Source organism: Kosakonia oryzendophytica, assembly GCF_027886705.1.
GTDB lineage: Bacteria > Pseudomonadota > Gammaproteobacteria > Enterobacterales > Enterobacteriaceae > Kosakonia > Kosakonia oryzendophytica.
The window spans coordinates 2,613,044-2,629,066 of sequence record NZ_CP115659.1 but is presented as its reverse complement, the minus strand read 5'-3'; the positions used below and the strand labels follow the sequence as shown (position 1 = coordinate 2,629,066).

At 48.8% G+C, this 16,023-nt stretch carries 22 protein-coding genes; 6 read left to right on the top strand and 16 right to left on the bottom strand.

Features of this window, described 5'->3' with window-relative positions; translation table 11 throughout:
• Positions 1–6: 6 nt before the first annotated feature.
• The 11 genes from O9K67_RS12765 to O9K67_RS12720 form a co-directional block, all read right to left on the bottom strand.
• Positions 7–201, bottom strand: a complete 195-nt coding sequence (locus O9K67_RS12765) for a hypothetical protein (RefSeq protein WP_061495781.1) — start codon at positions 199–201, stop codon at positions 7–9.
• A gap of 177 nt (positions 202–378) precedes the next feature.
• The gene (locus O9K67_RS12760; protein ID WP_071890016.1) at positions 379–627 is read right to left on the bottom strand and encodes a hypothetical protein; all 249 of its coding nucleotides are present in this window, start codon (positions 625–627) and stop codon (positions 379–381) included.
• A 486-nt stretch (positions 628–1,113) separates the two neighbouring features.
• Positions 1,114–1,299, bottom strand: coding sequence for a hypothetical protein (locus tag O9K67_RS12755; RefSeq protein ID WP_271044671.1), 186 nt, complete (start codon positions 1,297–1,299; stop codon positions 1,114–1,116).
• Positions 1,296–2,420 (bottom strand): secretin N-terminal domain-containing protein, encoded by a 1,125-nt coding sequence (locus O9K67_RS12750; RefSeq protein ID WP_271044595.1) that lies wholly within the window; start codon positions 2,418–2,420, stop codon positions 1,296–1,298. Before O9K67_RS12750 ends, O9K67_RS12755 begins: the two co-directional genes overlap by 4 nt.
• A 3-nt stretch (positions 2,421–2,423) precedes the next feature.
• Positions 2,424–3,518, bottom strand: a complete 1,095-nt coding sequence (locus tag O9K67_RS12745) for a zonular occludens toxin domain-containing protein (RefSeq protein ID WP_061495788.1) — start codon at positions 3,516–3,518, stop codon at positions 2,424–2,426.
• Entirely contained in the window at positions 3,518–3,859 is a 342-nt protein-coding gene (locus tag O9K67_RS12740; protein WP_061495789.1) for a DUF5455 family protein, read from the bottom strand. The genes O9K67_RS12745 and O9K67_RS12740 overlap by 1 nt, the downstream gene beginning before the upstream one ends.
• Positions 3,859–5,100 carry a hypothetical protein gene (locus O9K67_RS12735; protein ID WP_061495791.1) on the bottom strand — a complete coding sequence of 414 codons (1,242 nt, stop codon included), beginning with the start codon at positions 5,098–5,100 and terminating at the stop codon, positions 3,859–3,861. Before O9K67_RS12735 ends, O9K67_RS12740 begins: the two co-directional genes overlap by 1 nt.
• Positions 5,101–5,158: 58 nt before the next feature.
• Complete coding sequence (locus O9K67_RS12730; RefSeq protein WP_271044594.1) at positions 5,159–5,323, bottom strand: major coat protein; 165 nt, start codon at positions 5,321–5,323, stop codon at positions 5,159–5,161.
• A gap of 184 nt (positions 5,324–5,507) precedes the next feature.
• Complete coding sequence (locus O9K67_RS24755) at positions 5,508–5,597, bottom strand: tail virion protein G7P-2 (RefSeq protein ID WP_148654710.1); 90 nt, start codon at positions 5,595–5,597, stop codon at positions 5,508–5,510.
• 44 nt (positions 5,598–5,641) lie between these two features.
• On the bottom strand, positions 5,642–5,959 hold the full coding sequence (locus O9K67_RS12725; RefSeq protein ID WP_061495796.1) for a DNA-binding protein: 318 nt from the start codon (positions 5,957–5,959) through the stop codon (positions 5,642–5,644).
• 11 nt (positions 5,960–5,970) lie between these two features.
• Positions 5,971–7,023 carry a phage/plasmid replication protein, II/X family gene (locus O9K67_RS12720; RefSeq protein WP_061495798.1) on the bottom strand — a complete coding sequence of 351 codons (1,053 nt, stop codon included), beginning with the start codon at positions 7,021–7,023 and terminating at the stop codon, positions 5,971–5,973.
• Between the two features lie 167 nt (positions 7,024–7,190).
• Between O9K67_RS12720 and O9K67_RS12715 the strand changes: the two genes are divergently transcribed.
• The 3 genes from O9K67_RS12715 to O9K67_RS12705 all read left to right on the top strand — a co-directional run bounded on the left by O9K67_RS12715 (position 7,191) and on the right by O9K67_RS12705 (position 8,651).
• Positions 7,191–7,643, top strand: coding sequence for a hypothetical protein (locus tag O9K67_RS12715; RefSeq protein ID WP_061495800.1), 453 nt, complete (start codon positions 7,191–7,193; stop codon positions 7,641–7,643).
• An 85-nt stretch (positions 7,644–7,728) separates the two neighbouring features.
• A complete protein-coding gene (locus tag O9K67_RS12710) occupies positions 7,729–8,208 on the top strand; it encodes a hypothetical protein (protein ID WP_061495802.1) in 480 nt (159 codons plus the stop codon).
• 35 nt (positions 8,209–8,243) lie between these two features.
• Complete coding sequence (locus O9K67_RS12705) at positions 8,244–8,651, top strand: hypothetical protein (protein WP_061495806.1); 408 nt, start codon at positions 8,244–8,246, stop codon at positions 8,649–8,651.
• Positions 8,652–8,769: 118 nt separating this feature from the next.
• Here O9K67_RS12705 and O9K67_RS12700 read toward each other — a convergent pair whose 3' ends face one another.
• Positions 8,770–9,705, bottom strand: coding sequence for a LysR family transcriptional regulator (locus tag O9K67_RS12700; RefSeq protein WP_061495808.1), 936 nt, complete (start codon positions 9,703–9,705; stop codon positions 8,770–8,772).
• A 135-nt stretch (positions 9,706–9,840) separates the two neighbouring features.
• On the opposite strand from O9K67_RS12700, the gene O9K67_RS12695 reads away from it, so the two are divergent.
• Positions 9,841–10,521: a type 1 glutamine amidotransferase domain-containing protein gene (locus O9K67_RS12695; RefSeq protein ID WP_061495810.1), complete on the top strand. Its 681-nt coding sequence runs from the start codon at positions 9,841–9,843 to the stop codon at positions 10,519–10,521.
• A 49-nt stretch (positions 10,522–10,570) separates the two neighbouring features.
• Here the strand turns inward: O9K67_RS12695 and O9K67_RS12690 are convergent, their stop codons facing one another.
• From O9K67_RS12690 to O9K67_RS12680, 3 genes are read right to left on the bottom strand one after another with little or no spacing between them, the layout of a single operon-like run.
• On the bottom strand, positions 10,571–11,686 hold the full coding sequence (locus O9K67_RS12690; protein WP_061495812.1) for an endonuclease/exonuclease/phosphatase family protein: 1,116 nt from the start codon (positions 11,684–11,686) through the stop codon (positions 10,571–10,573).
• 23 nt (positions 11,687–11,709) lie between these two features.
• A complete protein-coding gene (locus O9K67_RS12685) occupies positions 11,710–12,258 on the bottom strand; it encodes a hypothetical protein (protein ID WP_134318192.1) in 549 nt (182 codons plus the stop codon).
• A gap of 11 nt (positions 12,259–12,269) precedes the next feature.
• A complete protein-coding gene (locus tag O9K67_RS12680; protein WP_061495816.1) occupies positions 12,270–12,641 on the bottom strand; it encodes a septal ring lytic transglycosylase RlpA family protein in 372 nt (123 codons plus the stop codon).
• Between the two features lie 334 nt (positions 12,642–12,975).
• On the opposite strand from O9K67_RS12680, the gene O9K67_RS12675 reads away from it, so the two are divergent.
• Entirely contained in the window at positions 12,976–13,566 is a 591-nt protein-coding gene (locus O9K67_RS12675; protein WP_148654711.1) for a hypothetical protein, read from the top strand.
• Between the two features lie 3 nt (positions 13,567–13,569).
• Here O9K67_RS12675 and O9K67_RS12670 read toward each other — a convergent pair whose 3' ends face one another.
• Positions 13,570–14,481, bottom strand: a complete 912-nt coding sequence (locus O9K67_RS12670) for a LysR family transcriptional regulator (RefSeq protein ID WP_061500022.1) — start codon at positions 14,479–14,481, stop codon at positions 13,570–13,572.
• Positions 14,482–14,611: 130 nt separating this feature from the next.
• On the opposite strand from O9K67_RS12670, the gene O9K67_RS12665 reads away from it, so the two are divergent.
• Positions 14,612–16,021 carry an MFS transporter gene (locus O9K67_RS12665; protein ID WP_061495820.1) on the top strand — a complete coding sequence of 470 codons (1,410 nt, stop codon included), beginning with the start codon at positions 14,612–14,614 and terminating at the stop codon, positions 16,019–16,021.
• Positions 16,022–16,023: the final 2 nt, after the last annotated feature.

The window sequence follows — 16,023 nt, the reverse complement described above, 5'->3', positions numbered from 1 at the left end:
ATAGAATCAGACAGAATCCGGAGTTTTATGGTCATCCTTGTTCTGGTCGCTGACAGCCTCTGAAAGCTCTTTTTCAAGCGCTGATACAGCTAAACTCGCCATCTGATACTGATGGCTGCCGCCACGATTCTTTTGCCAGGCATCACGCTCACGTCGCGCTCGTTCCAAATCATATTCAATCTTCTCTATCGGGCGTGCCATTTTCTCTTCCCTCATTTGTATTATGTTTTATAGCTGAGCCTGTTACCAGGCCACTATTGACGATGACGGGCTGAACTTAATCTCGCAGTGGCCTGGTCAACCCCGACAAGCGAAAATATCTCGCTTGCCGGCGTTTACTATAAATCCGTAAGCATGGAATTTTAGCGGCTAAAAAATTTACCACCACCATGCAAACGGCTTGTTACTGACAGGAAATGCTATACCGTCAGCATCACGGCCACGCAAGAACTGATTGAGAAGCCGCCTGACTTCACGGCGTTCTGGCCGGGTCATCATCAGGTTACGATACCAGGATGGCGATTTATCAAACCATCTGGCACAGCTGGCAAAATGTGAACCAACGCGGCGATAAGATTTAAGCCGCCCCCCCGGAAGCCGATCACGCGCCCTGCTCTTTACGGACATCATAAATCCTCTAAGTATTTGAATACCTAGAAAATGTCGTAAAGCTCATACCCGATAAAAGTTAACGCCATAAGGAAACCCAAAAAACATTGCATGCCAATGTCAGTTACTGTTCAACTGTTTCTGGTAATGTCTCAGTATCTCAGCCCGCCCTTCATCGTAAGTCATCTCACCAGAAAGAATACGCGCCTTAACCGACTCATAGAGAGGTGTGCCGGTCGGATCCAAACCCTCAAGTCTGAGGGAAGCCCCGCCTTGCGAAAAGCATTCAGGCGCAGTTCTCGCATCCGATCATCAGTCATGGCTTTTCCTCTGAATATTTCATGAGAAAAATATAAGCATAAAGTCAGATAAGTTTACATGTCCTGCCACGATGTTACCTGCGCATTTCTGTGCAGAGACAAGATACCGGAGACGTGCTGTGAGTTCGAAGACCATCTTATCGCTGTGAAATAACAGGCGGGGCTTACGCACCCGCCTGCCATCTCACAGCTGACGGATGATATGCGCAGTCAGCAGAACGAACATCGTACGCTCATTACTGTTGTCAGATTTGCTGCGGAAAAGCCAGCCAATGACGGGAATATTCTCGAACCAGGGTACGGAACGGTTGATATCAACAGTACTGGAGTCAGTCAGGCCGCCAAGTAAAAGGGTCTGGCCATCCTTTATCTGAACGGTAGTTTGTATCTGACGCTGATTCGTGATGATGTCGCTGGCTGCGGTATCGTTGCTGAGCGAATCTGCCCCGTATCAATGGTAAGTGCGAGCTGGCCATTGCCCATAACAACGGGCGTAACTTTAAGTGACACGCCGACATCGCGGCGTTCAATCGTCTGAAACGGATTATTCACGTTAGCGGCTTCGCCAGTAACTTTACCTGTCACAAACGGGACGTTCTGCCCGACAGAAATGAAACCAGTCTGCCCGGACTGAGTGAGAATGCGCGGCGTTGAAAGCACCCTGGAACTCGAATCGTTCTTCACGGCCTGAAGGGATAATGCCAGAATATTGCCGTTAAAGATGCCGAATGAGCCTCCGGCAGTCGATAATGCACTACGGAGTGAAGACGTATTAAAGCCCCCCGCCACCTTCCCGCCGGATGCAGAACCTGCAGCAAACGAAAGGTCAATGCCGTTAGTCAGCGTAGTTTCAAACATCAGTGACTGAATCAGAACCTGATCGCGTGCCACATCGATCGAGTGAACAAAGTCAGTCATCGCACCCATGATAGAGGCTGACGCAGAAACAACCAGGCTGTTATTACCGGAGTAATCAACCACATTACCTCCGCCGTTGGAGTCAATGAAAATCTTAACCAGCGGCATAACATCCGACGAACGGACGCGCGTAAGTTTGAAATTACGGACGGTCAAATCGACAGGAACAGCAGGAGTCTGTTCAGCCGTTGCGGGAGCAGAACTAACCGGATCATAAGCTGCCGGATCCTCGTAATCATCATTATTATCAATCTGCGACGGAAGTTTTGTCGGAGTAGTGACAACTGCAGGATTGCCTGCTGACAGTACGAAGCCATTCGAGTTAAGCACCGACTTAAAGAAATCATCAATATTTGCCTGATTAACGTCAGCATTAAATACCGTAATATTGCCTTTAACATCAGGATTAACGACGACGGATTTATTGGCTTTCTGCGAATACCACTGAACAAATGCGCGTACAGGCGTGTTATTCAGGCTGACAGGCTCAGCAGATACGTTAAATGCAATAATTAAGAGCATAGCTAAGCACAACGAAATAAATAATTTAAAGTCGCGGATTTGATTATTCATTTTTCAGCCTTCGCAGTTTACGTTTTGAAAATAAGAATCTCTGGAAACAGATACATGACAGGCATCTTTCACATCTATCTTGTAGCCTGCGCTTATGAGGTCGTAAGAGGTATAAATTTTTGATTTGGCGTCCCTGAAACTGACTGTAACGTCATATCCGAGCTGGGAGAAAGAGTCTATAGAGAGCCGGGGAAGCGTATCGGCAATATCAGTCTTTTTACTTGCAGACTGTATCTTTAGCTGCTGTTCCGCTAATTCTTTTTCGTGGTCATATTGTCTGGCTTTATAAATCATTCCAATCCCTGCACCTAACACCAGAAATGAAATCATAAGCCAGATGCGGCTTGTCCTTTTAAAAAATATTCTCGTCATTCTCATATAGTAATTAAAATCCTGCGGTATTGAAAACTGACCGTGCGTTAAATACGGGGGAATTAAGCAGTATGCGGCATGTTCATAATTTGCAGTGAATATCTGCTTTGTGTCATAGGCTGCGTAAAGGTCTGTTCCGGTGTAAACCCATTTATCGACGGTTATCGACTGCGGATTATCGCCATACTTAACGATACCGAAATGGACCTTAGGAAGAGGAATACGCGAATTTGCAAGCAGTGACATCAGAGTGCCAAGAACAGGGATATTGAGCTTATCCATTCTTCTGCAGTAAACGACATGTTCAGCAAGTGCTTCCCTTGCCTGCTTATCCATGAGCGAAATGTCCTGAATAATAAAGATAATGTCCCAGCCGAGTTTACGTGCGTGAAGACACCAGTCGATAACCGGTTGTCTCGATTTATCAGCCCAGTTACGCGAGTTAAACCAGGTTCCGCATTCATCGAGCACAAGAAGCCCGTTATCAGCTTCGTTATAGGAAGTGGTTCCGCGGCCAATAGCATGAAAGTCTTCAAGCGTTGGCTTGTCCGGAATGCGGATAACATGTGTTTTACGGGCGAAACGTCCGACGCGGGGCATATGATGAAGCTTGAGGTTAAGGTTCGTCGCGACAAGACGGCCTCTCAAAAGGTAATCCTGAATGCGGCTGACGCTGACAAGCGTTTTACCTGAACCCAGTTTGCCGGTAACAACGTGAACGGCCATCAGATCACCTTATCCGACATGGAAATAAACCGGTCTTTAAGATCGAAGGTCAGGACGGCGATTTTCACGGACATAATTACGGTGATGCAGTGCGTCGTACCATCAGGCATAACAGAGGATAGAAAATGGCTGTAGTCAGTCGGAACATAAGAATACGCAACCTCTCCAAGCCACTGAACAACCATAGAAATGAACGTGATCAGCGCACCGATAAGTGTCACTGCAAGGAGACCGGTACGCGTTGCAAGGCGGGCAAGGAAGCTGGCAACGTAGCCAATGCAAAGCGGCACGAGGCCAATCAGAAAGCGAAGCAGCGCAGGAATACCGAGTAAAGCAGGCATTATTTATTCCCCCGTAAAAGCGTTGTGATCTCAGTGAAGGCGAACCAGAAAGTGAGGCAGTACATCGCCCAGGCAAGGACGGACTTGATATCGGTGAGCTTGTCGCAGTCAATCTGCATCTGGTAAACATTGCCGGGGAACATGACAAACGGTGAGCAGCCGTTGCCTGTAGGGAAAGGAGGACGTAACGCACCCTCGTTAAGGAAGCTCTCCCATGACGCGCCGTGACCGTCTTTTGAAATGCTGAGCTGACTGTCTGCAACAGCAGCTGCGTTATCCATTTCAGAGGCACCATTGCCGAAAGCCTTGCCGCCGCCGTCAGGATCGGCAAAGCGACCGGCACCACGGGCTGCGTTGTTAAGGTTGTCTTCAAGCCGGGAAATATTGGTTTGAGTCTTTGAGTCGGCATCTGACTTGTCATCTGCGGATGTGTCGTTTTCGGTCAGACTGTGCCTGACGGAATCAGCCACAACTGGAGCTGCTGAACGAACGCCGTCATTAACGGCTGAGGTCATGTCGGACTTAGAAATTACGGTGCCAGATCCGCCAGTAGAACCGCCGGAACCGGAGCCAGAACCGCCCTCGCCTGTATTGCCGGAGCCTGAGTCACTGCCGGACCCGGTGTCGCCTGAATGTTCCTGCGGAGTCGATTCGGTATCTGATTCATGAGCGACAGTACCTGTTGGCTTCCATGTTGCAGAGCAAACGGTTTTATCATTACGGCAGACAATGACGCCTGTCGCCTCATATTCGCAGCCCTGATAGTAGATAAACCCTTCAGACACGTTATTAAAGGTATTCTGAATGGACGGTTTAGCTTTGCAGATTTGCTCAGGAGTCTTTTCTTCAGACGAAGGATCTTTGGTGACAGCGCGATGCTCAATACTGAAAGAAACGGTACAGGTCGCGCTGTACATTTTGGCGGATTTACCGAGGTTGTCAGTAATAAGATCGCTGCCCTGCGTAATCTGCCATTCATCATCTGGATAAATAGGCTTAAAACTTGGAAGTACAGACTCATAAGTTTTTTTTCCAGATGCACGGGCTTCGAGACAGGCGTTCCTGAGCGCGGAATCAGACACCTGGTAATAAATAGTGTTCTTACCGTTAACAATTTCAGTTGCATAATTGGCGGTTGCTGAACCGGTGCCTGTTCCTGAATAGACAGAAACCCACTCAGCCGCATAAGCAGAGGGAACGGCAAGAAGCAAAGCAGCAACGGCAGGATAGAAATATTTCATTGTGCCCCGCAGGATCAAAAAAGGGCGCAAAAGTGCGCCCACAGAAGCAGAGAAGAAATTAAGAGATTTTGGATGCGAACTTTTTGAAAAGGCGCATTGCAATGCCCGCAACGACAATAGCTGTAATAATAGGCCATGCCTCAGCAACCATGTCAGATGCAGATGTTTTGAGGCTGTTCCATGCAGCAGATGTATAATCTGTAGTTGTGCCATCAGCGGCCATAGCACCGGCAGAGGTAGCCAGAAGAACGGCAGCAGTAGCAACTTTAGCTTTGAAGAAGAGACTGAAAAACGCAGCATAATAAGTCCTTAAATAATTTTTGATGAGAAGTTTTTAAAATAGGCAATGCCCGAAAACAGGCAGTAGCCGAGCACATAAGCTCCGATGAAGTAAGAAACATAATCCATCAGCGGAACACTCCAGCAGTTATCGCGCCGAGGCCAAAGCAAATAACAAGGCCAAGGCCAATAACAACATGAATTAATTCAGAATCCATAGAAGGCCCTGAAACAGTTGTCTGATATAAAAAGAAAAAGCTATTTAACCTTTAATTTCAGTAATTCCGCTGTCTGAGGAAATGTTATAAGTTACACCTTCCCTGCCTTCCATTGACCAGACACGGACATATACGGGGATCTGAACCAACTTCCCGATGAGACTGTTTGCCTGATTCATTAAACCGGAATTCACAAGTGCTTGTGATACACGAATGATGATCTGGTCTTGCTTGGTGCCGCCAAATCCATCAGGGATTTCCAGTCCAATACCTATTTCATTATAGTATCCCTGTCCATTCAGCTTATTACGCTGGCGAGCACCAAGCATTTTACCTTTTACGAAAAGACCATAATTAGACATATCACTCCTCTTTATTGCCAGTTTGCGGCATGTGAAATACGGTTATAATCAAAAATCAAACCTTTCTCATAAACCCATGATGGGATATTTGCTGGTTTGGCCTCAAGGGTCCGTACCAACGGAACAATGTTATTAGAGTCCGGTGACTCGCAATAAAAGTTAATATCTATCCCGAAAGAGAGTAATTCTTTACGGTGTCTGTAGAATGTAGGTTTCGGTAACATCTCCTTCATGTTAGCGCCCTGCTTCCACAACAAATATGTAGACTGTATTTTTCTTGGGAGATTAATTATTTTTTCATCGGTTAATATAGTATTTTGATTCATTTCTATTCTCCCTACATAGTCAGAGAATAATTTATTGGGCGTCTCAATGTTCCAGTTATTGCCAAGCGTAAGATTCAAGTCAATTAATTCAGTTGTTCTTAATGTTAATTCAATGCGTAATTTATCTTTTGACCAGTCCAGTAAACCAGCTTTAACGAATTCGTCTGCCATCTGGTGCCCTTTTTTACCAGATGTGTGTTCATCATATTTTGAATAAAATTTCAAACTCCAACGACGGGAGTTTTTTCCTAAGTAAACAGTGCCACCTTTACCACAGGCGCGACCGTGGCGAGTTTTCGCTTTAAATTCTGCGGCATATAACCATGCGCGGACATTTTCTAATGTTGACAATGAATACATGTAGTTGATGTCGATACGCGAGATCTTAAATTGCCCTGCCATTACCTGCCGATAGGATGGAAGATCATGAGGAATATGCAGTAATGCAAGTATTCTGGCATAAGCAGTTAACACCAAGCCTTGCAAATCATCGGAACCGATAACAGAGTGACCTTGCAAAAACTTTGATGGATTGCCGTCAATATAGAGATGTGTTGCCCGGCCTTCGCCATCAGATCCAACAGATCTTACTTTCATTGTGGATTCATAAGAACCGCGAACGGTCAACCGTTTTACTGTTTCCCACTCCACTTCACCGTCAGCATCAACGCTGACGACACTACCAGCCGGTAATGGTCGGTGTGTGCAAGGTAGGATCCCGGTAAACCAGTCAATCATGTATCGCCTCAGAGAACAGTATTGTGACTAGAAGGTATGTCAAGAACTTATTAGTACCAACTCAGTCACACAAATGTACCACCCAAGATCTTACCTCTCAAGTGATTTTGTACTGGATAAGTGACATATTTGTTCTTTTGAAATGAGTACAAAAAGTAGGAGATAGAATGAGCAACAACCTCAATAGCAATGGCTACCCGGAAGAAATGGCAGAAGACATAGATTTACAGCGGGCCGAAAGGATAAAAAAAGCGATCTTGGGCAAGTTCACATACGAAAGGATGGAAGAACTGTCTGGCATCAACATTGGCACTCTGAAACGGATCGCAAACGCGCAGAGGGATGCGAAAATCAGTGAGCTGGAAAAAATTGCTGAAATCACTCAGACGGACATCTTTGAACTGATTTTTGGCTCCAGTAGCAGCGATATCTACGATTCCAGCAAACGCTTCTTTGAGACGAGAAGTAAAGATGCGGCTCAGGCGGCTCACTTCATCATCTACAACCTTCGCACCCTTGATGATGAGGACATCCTTTGCTTGGGGAGGGTTTCGAATGCCTTGCAAACAGCAACAACATCAAGAAAATGGGATGAGCTTTTCGGGAAGAAGAAAGACTGAGTCTCAGGAATGAGACAAACGTGCAGTATTACCAACACTGCACGTTTTAGATTGTGCAGATTTTGAACGAAAAGGATGGGTGAGCATGTCAGTTAAATTAAAATTAAAACCTAAAACCCCAAAGAAAATTAATTCCGCAGTTAAAAAACTAATAAATTCATTGGGGATTAATAACTCCCCTTTTTATTTACCACTTACCAAGGTCGATTATTCACGGGCGGGATATTGCTTCAATAACTGTGAACAGTATGCCAAAAATAATAAAGCATCTGTGGTTTACGGCTGGATGATATGGGAAGACAGGAAAAGTAGCTTCATCGAAGCAGAATTTCATGCAGTCATAAATGAAAATGGACAATATAAGGACATAAGCCCTAGAGTTAACAACGAAGATAAAATTTTGTTCGTTATTGACAATTCAAGAAATTCTGGAAGAAAAGAATCCGACTCTTGGTATTCATGGACTAATATAAAAATATTCGATGGTATCGTACAAGAAAACCCAAAACCAATAGAAATTAAAGAATTAGATGATGATTATTGCGAAATGATACATCTTTCATAAAATCAATGAGTTATGACCTTTAACAAGGAGTTGGTATGAGAAACAAATACTTAAAGATCTCAGAGCTTTTTGACATGATGCGAAACTTCTACATTAATAAATTCCCGCAAAAAATCTCAGATACATTGGATATGAAAGCCAATTATACGCGTATTATTATAGATAGGCTTAATAATGGGTTTATGGATGCAAAGATAGAGCTAAAGAATGGAAGATATGAAGTTACAGGGGATATTGTAGAGGCATATATAAAAAGTAACCCTCCAGAAGGTTCAATAGCCTATATCATAAAAGAGTTATCCGATGTTAATAAACTTAGCCAGTTTATTTCTGACGCTACAAAAGACTTAGAAGATTTTGATTCTTGGCTGAAAATAGAAGGATTCGTAAAAGAAGGTTTGGCATCTGAAAAGTTAATAAAGCAAAAAAATTGGTTCGCATAATAGCGTTATGCTAAAGAGGCCGCTGCGGGATTAGATTTTCGCAGCGGCCTTTTCAACATAACGACATATCACATTATGCGTACTCACATGCATTCAGATGGAATCCGGCTGTTTACGGTCATGATTGTGCTGGTCGTGATATTGCCTTAGAGCCAGGCCCGGTGTTTCTCTCAATGCCCAACCGTTGCAATAAGACCTGTCGGGCATGCGCAATACGCGGCTGACGCAATGCACCGGGCAACCATACCAGGTTGTAACGGATTTCGGTGTCGCCTGTTGGTGCGTTCAGTTTTACCATTTCTCCACTGGCAATCTGACTTGCGCACAGAAACGCTGGCATCACCGTCCAACCAAATCCCCGGCACAGCAAACTCCGCAACCCGCGTAAATCTTGCCCAACCAACGCAGGACGTAATCCATGACATTTCATTCCGTTTTTATCCAGCCAGTGATCGATAAGCGAAAGTTCAAGGTTATATGCCAACAGTGGTTCTTTAAGTAAATCGTGGGCAAAATCGCTGCTGTGTGCTAACCGGGCTCCCAGTGCTGCTGACGCAACGGCGATCACGCGATCGGTAAAAATGATCTCACCTTTCAGGCGCGGATCCGTCACCGGATGCGCCGTCAGCCCCAAATCGCAATGGCCTTCCGCCACCATTTGCGTCACTACCGGGCCATCGCCGGTGTGCATATGGACCCGAATGCCACTTTCAAGAAGCGGAAGCAATTCGCCGGCCAGTTTCTCAGCCATAAAATCTGCATGGCCAATCACCTGAAGCGTTCCTGACACATCCATTGAACGCGCCCTGGCCGATGCCAGTGCAGACTCTGCATCATCCAGCTTATTACCGATATCCGCTGCCAGATCATCTGCCGCTGCCGTCGGCTGAACGCCGTGCACCAGACGTTCAAAAAGAGACCGCCCAATGACAACTTCCAATCCGCTTATATGCTGAGAAACCGCAGGTTGAGTCAGATTTAGCGCCCTGGCTGCGCCGGAAATGGAACGCTGGCGATAAACTTCCATAAACGTGCGTAAACGAACCAGAGACATCGTGACCTCATAAATTAATTTATACCCCTGCTAAAATAACCTTGTTAGTCATGAATTTCTACACGGGTTACTCTGCAGAAAACGAAGCAATACTCTCGAAGTAAACGACACACTGACTAAGATGAAGGATTACTGATGAAAATTTTGATGGTACTGACATCGCATGATGAACTCGGTAACACCGGTAAAAAGACGGGTTTCTGGCTCGAGGAGTTTGCTGCACCCTACTACGTTTTTAAAGACGCTGGCGCCGATATTGTGGTGGCCTCTCCTGCTGGCGGCCAGCCTCCACTCGATCCTAAAAGCGATCTACCGGAATTCCAGACCGCGCTCACGACCCGTTTCAAAACCGATAACGCTGCGCAGCAGGTATTGGCATCTACCGTCAAACTGGAGACTGTTACCCATGACGATTTCGACGCCGTTTTCTATCCTGGCGGCCACGGTCCTTTATGGGATTTGGCTGAATCCAGAACGTCGATCCAGTTGATTGAATCGTTTAACCGGGCAGATAAACCGATCGCCTTTGTTTGCCACGCGCCAGGCGTGTTGCGCCACGTAAAAGCGGCAAACGGCGAGCTGTTAATCAAAGGGCGCACAGTGACGGGCTTTACAAATGGTGAAGAAGCAGCGGTCGAATTAACGGACGTCGTCCCATTCCTGGTTGAAGATGAATTTATTGCTTCGGGTGCGCATTATGTGAAAGGCGCGGACTGGATGCCGTTTGTTGTGGAAGATGGCAACCTGGTTACTGGTCAGAATCCGGCCAGTTCAGAAGAAGCAGCGTTACGGTTGTTGAAAAAACTGAACGCATAAACGCCCGCGAACACAGAAGCCAGGGATTAGCCTGGCTTCTGTTAATCTGTCAGATATCCAGCTCAACCCAAACAGCGGCATGATCGGAGCCGGCGTTGACCGGTTTTTTCAGTTCAGCATAGGTTTCCCACTTTGCTGGACGCACACCAGGCCACATTCCTTTGCGGTATACGCCGCCCTGTTTCACTTTTTCCCACAAGGCGGGCGACAACAAAATATAGTCGATCTTGTTGCTGGCGGTACAACTTCCCCAGGTGCCGGGGTAACCGCCATTATCAAATTTTTCATGGGTAAAGATGTCACGCAAATCCGTTTCTTTAAGCAACGGTGCCAGCGTCTGGCTGTCTGGCGTGTCGTTAAAATCCCCCATAATGGCGATAAACGTTTCACCTTCTTTTACCCGCTGCTGATAAATCGCCTTCACCCGTTCTGCCTGTGCTTTACGGCGGGCATCAGAACTCCCTTTACTGCCATAACCTTTACTTTTCAGATGATTAACTAATACAAGCAGCGTTTCGCCGTTGCTTAAGGGAATGGCAAATTCCGGACAGTCGCGGGAGAAAATGGGGGCGCCTGCGCGGTCTTTATCATCAACATGGCTGCGAATGGTATCGATCGGAAAGGCGTTGGCGGTCATCAAACCGACGTCAATGCCACGCTCATCGTTACCGTCGATAACCATCACATGTTCGAAAGGCGTGCCTTTGCGCGCTGGCAGAATTTCGCTGTTGAATGCCTGTAACGCGGGTCGGCTTTCTGCCTCCACAACGGCCAAAATATCGGCGCGCAGATCGATCATGACCTGCGCGGTAAGGAGCATGGCGGTTTCATCTACGGGGGCGGATCGCAGTTCCAGCGAACCAACCCAGTCTGCGCGGCCTTCAGCGGTAATGCTGATTTCACCGCCATCCTGGGGGCGGGTTAACAGTTTTCCACGGTTACGACGCAGAATAACGAACGGGCCGGTATCGGACTTCCTCAATCCCAGATCGTTCATCAAGACCACCATTTTTTTCTTTATTTCAGCGGTATACGTTAACTCTCCAAGCAGCGCATTTAACGCGGCAAACTTCTCCAGAATCGGTTTGCCCTCGGCCCAATCACTCTGATTCATGGCTTTCGCACGATCAAACAAGTTCTCAACGTTATAAGAAGCCAGCCGCATTATGCACCCTCCCCTTTATTGCATTAGTCGTCGCAGGATTTCACCGCCAGTTTGTTATCCTGCCAGCCGTAACAGGTTGCTTTCAGCACTGTCGGTTTCGCCTCATACACAACCAGTAATCGTTGCCCGGCTGTATTAACCTTCCAACTGATGCTGGCGGCGGTTTTTCCTGTCAGGCGCTGCGGGCGGTTATTTTCATTCAGCCCGTAAATATCGATTTGTTCAGCCGCAGCACCGAATTGCACCGTGACAGCAAGCAGCGGCTGATTGTGCCAGCGCCACTCCTGGAGCACTAACAGTGACGGAGCCCAGGCGTCCGGCCATGCCGTTGACCATACAGGCTGAATGTTGCCGTTATTCTGTTTTTCAAACAGCGCCAAATGTGAAGTGCGGGCATCCGGCGTGCCCTCTTCCCAGGCAACCCAACGCGCCGTGCCCTCTGCATCGTTGTCTGCCTGGCTGAGATTACGCACAGGTGACGCCATCAACTGATTTACCGCATCCGGGATGTTTTCCGCCGCCGGGCAAGAAAATATCACCAGGCTGGCCAGTGCGCCTGTAAGACGTAACATATTCTTTTTATTCATTTTGATACAGGTCCCAGTGCTGAATTTGGCGGCACAATAACAATCGATTGCAGGTTGATGATACCCGCTGTTTTATCCGTGATTGCGCTAAGCGGTATTCCGGTCAGACTGGCGTAGGCAGCGCGGCTCAGGTCGAGAACGCGCGCCATTGAGCCATCACCAGCGCCCCGATCGTTTACCTTGACGATAACGGAACGTCCTTGATACGTCAGCTTGAGTTTGGTCCCAAGCGGAACCTCACGCCACCTTTCACGCGGCAATAACGCAGCGGTAAAGCCTGCGTGTGTGTAAATATCTCCGCTCGCCGTCATTTTATTAATAAAGAAATCTGAATAGGTTGATGCCAGCCCGGATACGGGTAGTCCCATTTTTCACTCCATTTATTCTTGAAAAAAGTAACGAACACACTCATTTAGCCGTTGCGCTGATAATACGCGTATCTGTTAATTCAGTGATAAAAGTATCTGTTGGGGAAATATAAAAACAGGCTCTATTCAGATTATTCTTAACGTTGTTTCTGCTGCAATGAAGGCCACCGTTGTATTTCTCCGATCCCTAAAAACGGTGGGGAAGTTACTATTGAAAAGCGTAAAAAGCGTGTCCCGAACACGGTAAAATGGCGCAGGTTTATTTGCACTGATTTATTCACTATCACAGGACGTAACCCCTACCGCAATGATGAAACATATCAAAAGAAGCCTCGTGCTCAGCATGATAGTCGACAAGAAAAAGCAGGCTCACAATGAGGATAAACTCGATTCTTTGCGGGATCGTCTGCTGGACAGAGCCGGCGGGCCGGTAGGTTTGCAGACGATGGCGCTGCCACTGTCCGGCTGCACCCTCCTGACGCTGTTCAGTTATATGATGTGGCAGGTTCCGTTATGGATGGCGCTATTTCGCTGGTTTGGCTGGCCGGAATTTAAACTATTTGCCGGGATCTTGCCTGCGGCAATAGTATATATCCTGCTCCTCTATGCTGCGGCGCTGTTTACCGCCAAGGGTTATCTGCGCGCGTTTCGATTTTTTCTCATCTTTATTTCGCTGACCGCATTGGGCACGCTGATAAATTTCATCGCGGCCATTTTTCCCGGGCTGACAGGAATGGCGATCCATACCACCCATCTCGTTACCGCGGTGCTGGCAGTGATATTCAGTGGTTGCGCTTTTATATGCCTCAACAGCATGATGTTTTACCGCACTACGGCGTACTGCCTGCATAACCATTTATGGCGCGGGCAGCTCAAACGTGCGCAACTAAAAGAGCGGCAGAGCGTTACGCGAAAACAGGGATAACGCTTATTCCGGCATTAATCGCTGGCATACCTCGCGCACAAACTGGCGCAACCAGCGCTGCGCCGGATCCACTTCCGAACGCGGATGCCACAACTGTGATACCGTGATCCGGTGGGTTTTTACCGGCAGCTCGAACACATGAAAGATATCTTCTGTCGCCGGGCTAATCAGGAATGAAGCCGGGATCAACGCCACCAGATCGCTTGAGCGCGCGACGGCCAGCGCAGCAGGAAAGCCCGGTACGACGGCAGCAATGTTGCGCGTTAATCCGTGTTCTGCCAGTCCGTCATCCACCGGGCCGCTCAGCAAACCGCGCCGTGACGCGACAACATGACCCCAGTCCACATACGCTTGTGGGGTGACGGCCTTAAGCTGCGCCAGCGGGTGCGATTTACGCACAACCCCCACAAACCGATCCCGAAATAACGCCTGGACGCGGATTTCCGGCCCCATCTCTCCCAGTACGCCAATTTCCAGATCGACCAGCCCTTCGCGCAGCGGTCTGTCACTCTTTTCCGCTTTTGGCAGAAAGCGCAGTAGCACACCCGGTGCGATGGCGGCCGCTTCCGCAATCAGCGCCGGGCCGAAGGCTTCCACAAAGCCGTCGTTGGCGCGCAGCGTAAATATCTGTTCCAGATGCGCCACATTCATGCCGGGTAACGCCGGACGCAATACCGATCGCGCTTCAAACACCGCATTTTGTGTTCGCTCACGGATCCCTTCCGCGTAAGGCGTGAGCACCATGTTGCGCCCTGCCCGCACCAGTAACGGGTCGCCGGTCGTCTCACGCAAACGGCTTAAGGTACGGCTCATGGCCGAAGCGCTCAGCCCCAGGCGACGCGCGGCGGATGCAACGCTTCGCTCAGCGAGCAGAACATCCAGTGCAAACAGCAAATTGAGGTCGGGTTCGCTCATAACGGTTTGTTTCTCATGGGTCATTATCATATGTGGCGTTTGCTGCATGGTATTAATGCAACTGCTGCGTCTTCCGCCTTATCTTGCGCGCATTTAAGGTTATCGCAAGCACAAATTCAGAGAGGTCAAGATGGAGTTATTTACCGATAAACCTGGCGATGAAGGCTTACCGGGGCGTCAACGCGCGCTGGCGATGATCGCAGTGATGACGAGCACCACCATGGCGGTCTTTGATGGCGCGATGGTCAATATTGCCCTGCCACAGATAGCCCGGCTGCTTAATGTGACGGCGGGCAATGCGGTGTGGGTGGTTAACGCATATTTGCTCTCCACCGCCATGACGCTGGCAATCTTTGCGGCCCTGGCGGTGAGAACAGGCTTTCGCGCGCTGTTTGCCGCCGGTCTGGGGCTGTTTACGCTGGCTTCGCTGGGGTGTGCAATGTCCACATCGCTGGAGATGCTGGTGACTCTGCGCGTTTTGCAGGGGATGGGCGGTGCGGCGACACTGAGCATTGCCCCCGCAATCTTGCGTTCTGTCTTCCCCACCCGGCTGCTGGGGCGCATTCTCGGCATGAACGCATTGTTGATTGCCACAGCGACAGCGCTTTCGCCGGTGGCAGGTGGTGCGTTACTGGCGACGGTGGGCTGGCAATGGCTATTCGCGATAAATATCCCGCTGGGGTTCATCGCCATCATGTTGACGCTGCGTGTGCTCCCCGGTAAACCGCGCCTCACGGCTGGACCTTTTGATGTGGCGGGCGCGGTAATGTCCGCTGTCATGCTGGGGGCGGTGATCATGGCGGCAGACGCCTTTTCGCGGCCGGATGCGCTACACGATGCTGTGGCGTATGCCGCTATCGCCGTGTTTGCCGGGCTGGCGTTTATCCGCCGTCAACAGCGCGCGTCACACCCACTTCTGCCACTGACCTTGTTTGCTGCACCACGCTTTTCCCTGGCGGCGCTGACCTCCCTGGCATCGTTTATCAGCCAGGGGATCACCTTTGTCGCACTGCCTTTTTTGTTCCAGAACGTGTATGGCTACAGTGCGTTTACCGCCGCATTGCTGTTCACGACCTGGCCGCTCGGGATCATCCTCATTGCACCGCATGCCGGGCGGCTGGCAGATCATTATGTGCCAGCGGTCATCTCGACGGTGGGTTTATGCGTATTCGCCATCGGGCTGATGCTGCTGGCCCTGCTGCCCAATCAGGCGCAGATGTGGGATATCAGCTGGCGTGGGCTGGTCTGTGGTATCGGTTTTGGCTGTTTTCAAAGCCCAAATAACCGTGAAATCATGGCCAATGCTCCACGGGAACAGAGTGGTTACGCTTCCGGTATCCTGGCGATCATGCGCACCTTCGGCCAGTGTCTTGGCGCAGCCCTTGTCGGCGTGATTTTTGCCGTCTGCTCACGACCAGGCGCGCCAGTTCAGGATGCTTACGCCATTCGCTTGGGGCTATGGCTCGCCACCGCAGCGACGCTGCTCGCTCTCTTTTTCAGCCTGAGTCGCATTCGTTTTGTCCAGGTTAAATCCGGGTAACT